Here is an 11653-nt window from a genome sequence, read left to right as displayed (position 1 = left end):
CGAACTGTTTAAGAATTATACTTCCGTGTCCGTCCTTATATTATGAGTTATTAAACTCGGAAGGAGCGTGGGACGCATGAAGATAAAATTCAATATTTATAAGTTGAAAGTGGATTTCGAAATCAACAAAGATACATTAAAAGTAATCGGCGAGTTAATAATTAAAATGTTTTTTTGATGGACAAGAGGGTGCTGGTGTACTCTCTTTTTTTTATTTTATGAATGATCTCAACTTTGAGGACGTTGACTAGTAAAATTTCACCACTCAGTTTTTAAAAGAGCAACGATTTTCCGTTTATCCAAAAGATTACTACTGTAAGGGTTTTGTTTTATTATTATTCCTTACAGCCTATTAAAGTACATTGTTTAATGCGATTACATGCAATCTCCGTATTATCGTTATATAAGGAAAATAAAGGCATTGTAAAGGATTCCTTATGATCCAATAACAAAAACCATGTATATAAAGTAAGGAGTGAATATGAAACCAAAAGGTGTTATATTATTGCCGTAATAAGTTGTTAGACAATTTAATACAACAATTAATGAAAGAAGGTTATACATATGACACTTATTGATCAAATGAAAAAAGAGATTGCAGAGTTAAAAGGTAGCATTCAGCGAGATAAATTGCAGGATATTAATGACAAGATCGCAAAGCAGGAAGCAAAAGAGAAGGACAATGACCTGACTAAACATGAACGAGAAGAAAAGGCCCAGGCTGAAGCAATGGCCCGCGCATTTGACGGCGGTTTAAACTATGAAGACGTAGCGACAGGGAACATTAATACAAAGGTAACAGAAACAGTAAGCCCAGAGTTAGCAAGCCTATACAAAGAGCGTGACGAGTTAACAGCGCTATTAAATGAATCGACAGCTGATGTACTAGGCAATCTAAACGAACACGAACAGGCAACACATGATATTGCTAACAAACAAGTGGAGCGCACAACGGTTGCAAATGGATCACGTACAGTAGACCTTACACCAGTACAGGCGCCACCAGTTGATTATACGGCCCTATCAATGGATATGGCGATTATCCCAGGAGCAAACCCGCGAAACTTATTTGAAAAACAAGCGGGCATGTCATTTGAACGATACACACAAATTGCATCACCAGAAGAAGTACAGAAAGCAAATGCATTTGTAAGACCAAACGCAACTAAACAGGCCCAGTATGAACAGAATTTACAGTCTGGTGCATATAACACTGGCCGTATCGAATTTTAAGAGTCGTTACGATAAGGGTAGGGATTTCACTCTTACCCTTTTATTAATAAAAAGGAGGAATCCTTGTGACATATAAGATCCAAACAGATAACGGGTATATACAATTACAGGTTACTGGAGAGTTAACAGGAGAGGCATACAAGCCCTTTTTTGATACAATGGCCGATAACATAGAAGATGCATGTAAGAGGCGTATACAGGAGGGCGAACACGTTTCTATTCGATCATACAAGATGAAAAAGAGAGTAAGTGCAAAGGGAACGAATGCAGGTAATAACCGTAAAGCGTGGATGAAAGAGAAATTAAAAGGAGAGTGAAGGGAACGTGTCAAAGGCTAAACGATTATTAAGAGAAGTAAGAAGAATGAAAGCCAGCATGGTTCCTAACACAGCAGTATTTATAGTAAGTGATAGTGAACAGATTAAAGATATCGATCCTAATAAAAGAGCAAAAGAGAATATCTTTATTGTTAGTAACGTACCTCAGGAGTGTATTAATTGTACTAAACACTTTAGTGAGTGCAAATGTGACGACTCAAGCTATAGACCACCAACAGAGAACGAATACGCATATTGGAAAGAGAAAAGCCCGCGCCATTATGAAAGGCTTATGAGGTTACGAGATCAAGACGAGCAACACGAAAAAACATATGGTTTAGATAAATGGATTGAAGATAACGTTTTATATGTAAGGAAAAAGAAAGTAAACGGGGCTACAGATAAGATTGACCAGATACCTTTAAGCCAAATGAGTGATGAAATGAGAGAGGTGTTATGTAAAGATGTCAAACGCATTTAAACCAACATATATGACAAGTAATGATTATGTACGATCAAAGGAAGATATAACGGCCCTGGAGCGCGAACTAGGAATGACGCCAGGGCAACTATATAAAACTAGGTGGACGGATATAAAGGCGTTATACATGGCTGGTAAGCTACATGAAAATGATATGAATGTGCTGTTTACTAGAAAGAAGGTTTATGATCCCTCGTTGTATGATTGCGTATTAAACAGTGAATGCCAGATCGTGCATAAAAGTGAGTTGTACGACAATCAAATGAGAGAAAGAGCACGACGAATAAGAAACTTATTATAGAGAGGATAGATGGAACATGGCAACAGCAAAGAAAAAAGAAACAACAAAAGAACCGATCAATATTTATATTAAAATCGCTACACCAAAACAAGCTCTAGCAACACGAAAATTAATAATGGATATGATATGTAGAAGAGAGATAGAACAGAGTGACTCTAGACAGTTAATATATGCTCTACAAGGTGCATCAGTGGAGCATAGAAGCATGCAAGAGGGTGAAAAACTGAAGATTGAACGTGAAAAGGTAGCGATCCAGGAAAGGGCCGTTAAAGTATCAGAAGAGATGAAGCTAAAACTAGAAAAAGATAATGAGCAATTAGAAGAAGAAGTATCCGAGTTAAGAGAGATTCTAAAAGAACGAGATGAAAGAGGGCAAAGGTACTAAGTTTTATCGGGTGTTTATCCAGGGTTTTTAATTCTGAACGCGAGAAGATTCGCGCACACATGACACGCAACCCCCCCTACCCTATATAAGTATATAAAATATGTTATAACAGATCACGGACCAGGTGATATAATACTTATATTGAACACCCTAACCGTAAGTATATTAGCAACTTACTAAAAGTTAGGATTATAATAAGTATTATGTAAACTGAATTGGTAACAAGAATGCTGTTATATCAAGGTTTATGTCTATTTGAGAAAACACGAACGTTTTTACAGTCATTTTTAGATGGTCATTGTATGACGATACAGTGATTATTGTAAGATAATTGGAAAAGGTGATCGTTATTTCCGAACATTGTAAACTTTATATCGTCGCATTGTTCGTTGTCACGAATGGTGCATTTTATAGCGTTTTCTACAAAGTCAGTTAAAAGGGTTTATCTTAATTGGGTATGTCTTTTCTTTTTTGTATTAAAAGATAATCTGATAGCTTATTCTAATCAACAGACTTATTGTTTATTAATTCCTTTCAGCTGAAACGTTTTAATAATATATAAACGGTAAAACTATTAAATACAAAAAAAGTTTCGAAACCACCTTTACAGAGTTTCGAAACCGTTATATACTTCTCAGTGTAAAGGAGAGATGAACAAGTGTCTGAAAAGAAAAGTAAGTTTGAGACATTCTATACAAATAAGATGGATTATTACGGTGTAGACAACATTAAAGATGCTGAAAAAGCATATAAGATGGAGCGTATGATTGCGAAAAACATTGTAGAGTTTGGAACTGATAAAGTAGAAGAATGGATCGAACTATCCAAAATCACTGGAGTTAAAGATCGGATTAAAGAAAAACTAAAAAAAGAGAAGTAAACTAAAGGGCAATGGCCCATCTCTTTTTTATTAAAATGGTTTCGAAACCGAAATAGGAGGTATTCAAGATGAATAATGACAAAAAACAATTACTAGAGAGCAAGTTTTTTTGGTTGGTAAACGGATTGAATGAAATGTTGGAAGAAGCTAATCCAAATGAAGGTGAAAACGCGACGTTGGATAACGTGAACATCGATCACCTTTTAGAGTGTGTTCAATTGATACACGTTGTAACAAATCAATTACAAAATAGATAAAGCCCACTACTGGCATAGTGAGCTAGAAAGGACAGATAACCTATGAAGATTATCTTATATTCTATAGCAACTTTAACATTTTTTTCTGGCCTAGCGCAAGAGAACGTAATAGCGAATGTTGTATTCAGTTTGCTAGCAATGGCTCTTGCAGCCGTAACGGATCATATAGTCAAAATGGAAGAATAAAGATAACGATACGAAGTAATGAGTAAATCAAAAATAATGCGTTAAAATATAAAAAATATCAGATGAAAGAGGTAATTAATATGAAAAACACTATGCACAAGGAACTTAAAACAATCGAGAAGAAGGCAACTAAAACAGTTGGGGTAATCCAGGCTTTTCATCAAGAACTAGGAGAAAATCTTGTCAGAGCGTACGAAGACAAAGTAGAATTCATGCCGATACATCTTTACCATAAACGTGATCCAGAGCGTATTGACACTCTAAAAATGCTATTAGAGGACTTATATGAACTTGTGAATGGATTGGATAAACGAGGGTTACCGGAACTAGCCGTGCGACGTTTAAACGATGTGACGAACGAAATAAATATGTTAGATAGGGAATTACAAGTGTTAGAGGAAAAATGTTGAAGAGATCTAGTAGAGAGATTGTAAAAAGAACACATGGAAATATACCACAAAAGGGTTCTCAGAGGAACCCTTTTTGTCCAGTCGTAGTACTTAAATGACAACAATCGGAGGTTTTTTATGTTAAATATCGAGAAGTCAGTACACTACTATAACTACGCTCAGCAGTATCTCATGATGCCAAAGGCAGTCGAGGAATATCTTACTGTTCATGATGTTAGTTTAGGGGCTTGTAAGTTGTATATGTACCTTAGAGACCGTTACAGATTGTCATTAAAAAGTGTTAGTGAAGGCAACGATAAATATGAGGACGAGTTAGGTGTATTCTGTATTTATCCTATAGAAGATTTAGTTGAGATCATGGATAAGAACGAGAAAACTGTTAGACGATGGTATAACGAGCTAAAAAAATGCGATATTATTTATTATAGACAAGTCAAAAAGGAAAGCGGACAAGCTAATCGTTTCTATATCAAAGAAGAACAATTAGTGGATTCTAAGTTGATCGCATTATATACAAGTGAAGAATATAAACCAGTCGTACATTATCCTCAAATAGGAATGGACAAAAATGTCCAGTCTATGAGTGGTCAAAAATGTCCATCTAATAATAATAATTATTTAATTAATAACAAAATATATTCTGAGTTTCTTTCAAACTCATATGATTTTTTGACATTAGAAGAAACGAAAAAGATAGTCAGAAAATTTAAAGGTAATCTTGATCAAAAACCTGGAGACAATAAACATTTCTTAAAATTTGCTAATGCATGTTATGAAAGATTATATGATCATGATGCACATGAAACCTGGAAAGAGCATAATGAAAAACATCGGTAGTTAGGAAAGAGTTGGGTAAGGTGGCCAGAAAGGATAATAGTAAGAAACCTATTCAAAAGAGTCTACAGTAGATTGGTTAGTTGAAGAAGAACGACCAGCAACAGAATACGAAAAGTAACTAGTGGAAAACAAGAAGATCCTGTAGCGTGGAACAAATGTGGATCAAATGATGTGTAAAGTTTTGTAGAGTGTAAAAGTGACCGTTTTAAGATTAAGAGTGCTGTTATTATGGCTATGTAACTATTAAACTAATACAAATACATTAGAATGATATAAAACGCGTTAGAAATGAAAATGAGAGGTTTAATATGGTGTTCTTAATTTAAGCATACTCTCTATTATAGGGTATGAAAAATTTTACATACCTTGTCATCCTCCAATGTTGGAGAGTGAGTTTTATGTCGCAAATATTAATGTTTCTGGTGAACCTTATCAAATTTTCGTTGATTTAATAGAAACATAGCGGTAAAATTAGCAGTAACTTAATATGAACGTGAACAAATAAAAAAGCCATTCCATATGTTAGTGTTTCTCAGGCACTAAAGGAATGACTTAATCCTGTACTCTCAATACAGGACTTCGACTTATAAGACGCTACCAACGTCAGATAAGTTATTTTCCTTGTTTTCGCGAACAAGGATTATTAGATACACCTATTGTACCGTTACTCTCCGAGTATTGCAACTAGTAATTAGTAGCAATGTTATATACATAATAAAACGGATATAAAAGGGCGTTTTCTATAGCTGAAGTCTTGTAAATGTACAGGGCGTTTAGATATAGAGAACGCCCTTTTTGTGTTGTTCCGTTCCAGTGGAAGCTACCACTTTAAAAAGAAGGTCTAGTGTAGCCGATGCGAAAAAATACACTCGGATATCAGTTGTCGTTGCATTCAACTGTCTGACGTAAGCGAAGTAAAGGACACAAGCTTCGCATAAAAAAAGCCTACGGGATGTAAATCCTAATAACGATGATAACCAAGACGTTAGCGGCCAAAAGTGTTGGGGGTTCAAAATAAGACATGATTGTGCGACTGGAGTTAACCAGTTACTCGTAAGCGGCGATCATGACACTGATTCACGGCTATTCTTGTACAAGCTTTATTACAAGGATATGCGGGTTATATAGCGAATCATCCGAAAGGGAACGGTGTTGGGCGTGAGAAACGCACCGTACGGCGAAATACGAAGCCGATAAGCTATATACGGACGGTATAGTAGTTTTATGAGCTATAACCGTTTGTCGTCAATGCAACCAATCTCAATTCGAGACCTCGGCATCTAAGCCAGTACGAATGAGTGGGCGTTTTAACCTCGTAAACTTTTAACAGGGGTTACTATGCCCAAAACTACATTCAGATTTCCTAACAAACTCGCCAGTATGAAAATCGTAAGATCTTAAAGTCAAGTGATTTAAAGGATTTTAACTCTGATTGACTAAAAAATAGAGTATCGAAGCAACTACCATTAACTAAGATGGAGTGGGGATTGAGGATGAAGATGATACTTAGAGGGGAACATGCTCGGAAGTTTTGTGAACCATTGATTGAGTTTATGAGGAAGAATCTGGAGCCGTTTAAGTCAGATGAAAAAAGAAGAAAAGAACGAGGTAGTAATAGAAGAAGGGTTTATAATGATGTTTTACAAAAGGATTGAAGATATGAAAGCGAAAGCGAGGTAAAGAATTTTATGCAATCGTCCATAGATGTATTAAGTAAGAGTATACAGTTTGGAGAAAGCTTTTTTAGAGATTTAGAGAACAGAACTGATTTAGGATTGGAACATAAAGTGGTTGCTTCTCTTTTTAGAAAATTAATTGAACAAGCTGATGCTGGTTATGTGTTAGCAAAACATGATTTAGAAGGTCCTTTAACTGTAATGAAGAGATCCATTTTAGAAACATATTTAGCAGTAAGATATATTTTAGAGAAAGAATCATTAGTAAAAGATAGAGCGTATAGTTATTATGTAGGGTTTTTAATGGATTCAAACAATGACATGAGAACTTGGTACAAACAACAAAAAGTAGATGTAGCTGATCTAGACTTAGAAAGATTGATTGATATTAATTCAGAATTATTAAATGACCCTAAATTAAAATACATTCTACAGGAATGGAAACATACAAAAAGGAAATTAAAGAAGTCATATAATCCTAATTGGTATTCTTTATTTAATGGACCAAAATCATTAAAACAATTAGCTACTACTTTAATGGAAAATGAGTCCCTTGTTTACACGTTTTATGGATCACTCTCTCAAGAAGCTCATAGTTACAAAGCATTAGATGCAACAAATTACACAGAGCTTATGGATAAGCCATTGGAACTTAAACCAATCAGATGTGGGGTAGATCCTAGTGATGTAAGTAATATAAAATCTTTTTTTACAGGAGCTATGTTTGAGGTAATAAATTATTTATTTCCAGATCGTCTTCATGAGTGCTTGGAGTTTGCTATAGACATTGGGATGCTAACAGGACAGGAAAATTCTTTAAATAGGTAATATAAATGTTTTTTATCTACATTTCTTTGTAAAATCACACTTACTAAAAGTAAAATTATCCATGAGTGGATGTTATAACATTAGGATTGTTGTTATGTAGAAAGTACATAGTAATTTGGGTTATGTTCGATGTTGTTTTAAGCGTATACAGGTCAATATTAATAAGGGTATGGTTTATTAGTGGCGACTCTGTTTTTATTTGGTAAAAGTGAAAAAACTATACCAGTTTATTATAAATCGGTCAATTATTGTTGACAGAATTCGAGTAGAATACTAAGATTAAAGTGTGAAGTTAAACACGCGATACCAGTATATGCCGTATTTGAATCGCGTGTAGTTAGAGAAGTGATCAGTTGAAAAAATCCTGAGAAGGGTTTTTTAGAAACATATCGTTTAAAAAGAACCCTGCCGACCAAATAAGGGTTCTTTTTTGTTTATAATTATGTATTTTAGTAAAAAATAATAAAAAAAGAACGAACTAAGTTCATTCCCTGTTACTCATCAAAGACGTAGTTTATTTTTTTTCGTTGGACGCCGACCAAAGCACCAACGGTGGTAGCTGGGAACTTTAACTTGATTCGTTCTTTTTTACTTACCTACTTACCCAAGAAGTAAAAGTACCGCTCGGATGGTGTAGTATACTACTTTTGCTATATTTGCACATAGCTCCACTCCCTTGCGTACTTTTTTGAATTTTTTAGAATTCATATCGTTATGTCGTCAAGATAATATAACCTACCATTTGTTTAATTGTACTGTAGTTTTTGAATATTGACTACCCCAATTAGGTTCGATCCCTCACAAAGACAAACGAAATTATTAATCTTTTTTCTCATATCCTTTTACATTGTCATTTTTTCTCTTATTTTCATCGGTTTCTCCAAATAAATGCGGATTTTTTCTGATGAATTTAATGATTGGTGCTAAGAATTGTTGCTCTTGTTCTTTCGTCATACCTAGCTTATTTACCATTGGATAACATCCTCCTTTGAGTATAAAAGTGTTAAACCGCTTAGAATTTAATCTAGAGCGGTTTTGATCGTTTTGGAGTGTGTTTCCACCATTCATCCTTTACTACTGTTACTGTCAGACAATCTTGATTGGTGCAGCGGACTTCGAATTGTATGGAAGATAGTTGTTTTACGTTCGCTAGATCCCCACATTCATCGCAACGTGTATATTTTGTGTTTTTTAACATATTAATCATCGCCTTTCGGTTTCATTTGATAGAAAAGTAACCATTAGCGACGAAAAAGTCAATATAAAAAAGCCATCCGTTAAAAAACGAATGGCTTACCGTACATAGGATCGATGGCAGGGCGGCGTATCCTACATCTCTGGTAACTTACCTAACCAATCAAATGCTTGCTCAAGAACGGCGGCTAGATAAGCGCGTGGGGAACCTTTCCCACCTCAAAGATCCTATATCATTATTATGTTACTTTCTACAGGTAGTATACCACGTTCTTATATTTTAGTAAACTCTCCGTTAGCTTAACAGGTCTTTGTAAGCAACTAAACGTCCACTATTCAATCGTCTTTGAATTTTCGCAGGACCATTTTTTAGATCAAACATAGTTGATAAGAACAAATAACCGCTTGGGTCCAATTTTATAGCAATTAGTATATGGTCATTTAAAATCTTTACCAATTCAACGCTATTAGGTTCTTTAGGATTTTGTCCGACATAGTCCGGTTGTTCAACGATATCTTTTATGTACGATGAATATGTTTCATAAATACCAGGGTGCTGTTTCTTTACGTGCTTTATAAAGCCGGGAAACATTTTTACATCGCTAGAAGTGCAAGTCAAGTTATATGTATCTATAATGATTTGTGGAAGTTGTGCCACAACAGTTGGTTTGTTTACAATCTTTTTTTTATTAGCTGTCAAATTTCTCCCTCATCTCGTCTCTTTATATCTCTATTTTATCATAAAGGAGCATTTGAACTGTCGCGCGGGACAGTTTTATGAGAGGGATATTTTATTGAATAATAGATGGTATAAGGAGTTTTCATGCTTGGAAGGTGGGGATTATGAATTATATGCTTGTCCACAATAGGTTTCAATGTAATTAAATGCTATGTACCCACCTTGACCAAACATCACTTCCAGAATTTAAACCGTTTTTTATCCTTACTTGCACCTCGTAAGAAACAACTTTGCGAAAGAAAATTAATACTGTGTTCATTTTCTTTTTCTTTAACTTGGCTATATCTATAATGTGCAATTCCATACTTACATCTTCTCTCCTTTAATAGGTAAAATATTGATTTACCTTAATAAAAAAATAATGGATAATAGTATTCGTCTGAATTTATATAATTAGGGGGAACTATTAATGCTGGAGATGTTATTTACAGCAGCACCATCTACTGATGTGGTAAAAGATTTGCAAGACAAGGTTATATCATTGCAGGATCATGAAGTAGCGTTTTTAAACACGACAATTTCTAATATGTTAACGGCAGTAGGTATTGGAGTTGCTATTATAATAGCAATTGCCGGTGGTGCGTTCGCTTATGTTTCATATTCTAATAATCGTGCTCAAAAGAAAATGATTGAGGCTGAGGTGAAAATGGTTGAGGCTAGTGAAAAATTAGAAGAGGCAAAAAGTGAAATTTCTGATTTAGAAGAGAGAAACACTCGTTTGGAGAAGAAAATTTCAGAAGCTAATGATATTTTAATTAATGCTAGATCGATAGCTACTGTAGCCCAAGATAAATTGACAGAGCTAGAAAAAGAACAAAAAGAAATTTTAATAACTACACTTCGTTTAGAAGCAAATGCGATGTATAGTTTCGCTCTGGGACATCAACAAGGAGAAATCGATAGGGCAATTAAGAATATTAATGATTTGACCATATCTGGATATCCATTTTTTACTGATCGTAGATTAACTTTGAATACGGAGCTTTATGATTTAGATATGCGTCTTCGATCTCTAAAAAAGGTATTTGCTATGTCAATGGTGGATGAAAGTTCGATATCTAATCGAGTTGATCAATTGGAAGGGTTTAATAATGATTTTAATAGAGTAATGTCTGACTTTAGGTCTTTAGAAGAGGATATTTCTAAAGGGGATCCCCTTGATAGTGAACAATAAAAAAGAGGTAACTCGATGTTACCTCTTTTTTATTTCCAAAACTCATACCATTTCCGCGCATTACTTGCAGCCAACATCTTTTTAACCTCTTGCACCTCACGGATCGTTTGCATGAGCATTTCATCGCGGCCCTGGTTCTTCGCTATGTCTTCGCTATTATTCATCGCTATAAGCTTCTGGGAATACTGTATCGATTGTATAGCGTTCAATAACTCTGATTCTCTTTGCGTAAATCGCTGGTCTTGCTCGGCTAAACGTTTGTTTAATTCCTGTAGCAAGTAATTTTGTTTTTCAATGACTTCTTTTTGATCTTGAATCATCATCTGTAGCGTTGTAGCGTTGAAATCAGGTTCTTCATAGCGCTCAACTTCATGGCGCTCTAATGGCAATACTTCAACGCCTTGATGCCATGATACTATTTGCTTTGTGGCATTTTCTAGTGTCATATCTGTGTCGTTCTTTAGGTTTATGACCTTACGGAATACTAACACGTCAACTTCTCTGTACTTCCTATGTCCACGTTCATTCTTTATGAAGCTATATCCCTCTTTTTCTAGCACGTCAGCATACTTGCGCAGTGTACTAGATTGGATCCCTAATTGTTCAGCCACGTCGCTAGGACTGTAAAACGTCTTCATAGCGTTCACCTCGATAAAAATATTCGCTATAGCAATGATATACCCTTTTTCGGGTTGAAGACTAGTGGGAATTTATGAGTCTTATTAGATCAGCGCATATTTCACCTAGAAAACGAT

15 protein-coding genes are annotated in these 11653 nt (G+C 35.0%); 12 read left to right on the top strand and 3 right to left on the bottom strand.

Annotation, left to right across the window (positions count from 1 at the left end; translation table 11 throughout):
- The first annotated feature begins 564 nt into the window (after positions 1-564).
- The 11 genes from MHH59_RS30760 (at position 565) to MHH59_RS30710 (ending at position 7791) form a co-directional block, all read left to right on the top strand.
- Positions 565-1233, top strand: a complete 669-nt coding sequence (locus MHH59_RS30760) for a hypothetical protein (RefSeq protein ID WP_340853856.1) — start codon at positions 565-567, stop codon at positions 1231-1233.
- Between the two features lie 65 nt (positions 1234-1298).
- Positions 1299-1550, top strand: a complete 252-nt coding sequence (locus MHH59_RS30755; RefSeq protein ID WP_000221333.1) for a hypothetical protein — start codon at positions 1299-1301, stop codon at positions 1548-1550.
- A 7-nt stretch (positions 1551-1557) separates the two neighbouring features.
- Positions 1558-2031, top strand: coding sequence for a hypothetical protein (locus tag MHH59_RS30750; RefSeq protein WP_340853852.1), 474 nt, complete (start codon positions 1558-1560; stop codon positions 2029-2031).
- A complete protein-coding gene (locus MHH59_RS30745) occupies positions 2015-2332 on the top strand; it encodes a hypothetical protein (protein ID WP_000063382.1) in 318 nt (105 codons plus the stop codon). The genes MHH59_RS30750 and MHH59_RS30745 overlap by 17 nt, the downstream gene beginning before the upstream one ends.
- A 16-nt stretch (positions 2333-2348) precedes the next feature.
- Positions 2349-2717: a hypothetical protein gene (locus MHH59_RS30740; RefSeq protein WP_340853850.1), complete on the top strand. Its 369-nt coding sequence runs from the start codon at positions 2349-2351 to the stop codon at positions 2715-2717.
- Positions 2718-3375: 658 nt separating this feature from the next.
- Positions 3376-3597, top strand: a complete 222-nt coding sequence (locus tag MHH59_RS30735) for a hypothetical protein (protein WP_340853847.1) — start codon at positions 3376-3378, stop codon at positions 3595-3597.
- 68 nt (positions 3598-3665) lie between these two features.
- Entirely contained in the window at positions 3666-3854 is a 189-nt protein-coding gene (locus tag MHH59_RS30730) for a hypothetical protein (protein WP_340853845.1), read from the top strand.
- Positions 3855-3896: 42 nt separating this feature from the next.
- Positions 3897-4040, top strand: a complete 144-nt coding sequence (locus tag MHH59_RS30725) for a hypothetical protein (RefSeq protein WP_340853843.1) — start codon at positions 3897-3899, stop codon at positions 4038-4040.
- Between the two features lie 80 nt (positions 4041-4120).
- On the top strand, positions 4121-4450 hold the full coding sequence (locus MHH59_RS30720; protein WP_340853841.1) for a hypothetical protein: 330 nt from the start codon (positions 4121-4123) through the stop codon (positions 4448-4450).
- Positions 4451-4567: 117 nt separating this feature from the next.
- Positions 4568-5287: a replication initiator RepA gene (locus MHH59_RS30715; protein ID WP_340853838.1), complete on the top strand. Its 720-nt coding sequence runs from the start codon at positions 4568-4570 to the stop codon at positions 5285-5287.
- A 1688-nt stretch (positions 5288-6975) separates the two neighbouring features.
- Positions 6976-7791 (top strand): DUF5677 domain-containing protein, encoded by an 816-nt coding sequence (locus MHH59_RS30710; protein ID WP_340853836.1) that lies wholly within the window; start codon positions 6976-6978, stop codon positions 7789-7791.
- An 819-nt stretch (positions 7792-8610) separates the two neighbouring features.
- On the opposite strand, the gene MHH59_RS30705 is transcribed toward MHH59_RS30710, so the two are convergent.
- Together MHH59_RS30705 and MHH59_RS30700 are read right to left on the bottom strand one after the other, a co-directional pair.
- Complete coding sequence (locus MHH59_RS30705; RefSeq protein WP_340853834.1) at positions 8611-8763, bottom strand: hypothetical protein; 153 nt, start codon at positions 8761-8763, stop codon at positions 8611-8613.
- Positions 8764-9280: 517 nt separating this feature from the next.
- Positions 9281-9685 (bottom strand): PBECR3 domain-containing polyvalent protein, encoded by a 405-nt coding sequence (locus MHH59_RS30700; protein WP_340853832.1) that lies wholly within the window; start codon positions 9683-9685, stop codon positions 9281-9283.
- Positions 9686-10133: 448 nt separating this feature from the next.
- Between MHH59_RS30700 and MHH59_RS30695 the strand changes: the two genes are divergently transcribed.
- Positions 10134-10898 (top strand): spbB protein, encoded by a 765-nt coding sequence (locus MHH59_RS30695; RefSeq protein ID WP_340853830.1) that lies wholly within the window; start codon positions 10134-10136, stop codon positions 10896-10898.
- Positions 10899-10927: 29 nt separating this feature from the next.
- Here MHH59_RS30695 and MHH59_RS30690 read toward each other — a convergent pair whose 3' ends face one another.
- A complete protein-coding gene (locus MHH59_RS30690; RefSeq protein ID WP_340853827.1) occupies positions 10928-11536 on the bottom strand; it encodes a DUF3967 domain-containing protein in 609 nt (202 codons plus the stop codon).
- Positions 11537-11653 lie beyond the last annotated feature (117 nt).

Source organism: Bacillus sp. FSL E2-0195 (assembly GCF_038003645.1).
In the GTDB taxonomy this organism is placed as follows: domain Bacteria; phylum Bacillota; class Bacilli; order Bacillales; family Bacillaceae_G; genus Bacillus_A; species Bacillus_A mycoides.
The sequence above is the reverse complement of the archived record's forward strand: the minus strand, read 5'-3'. Positions and strand labels throughout refer to the sequence as shown.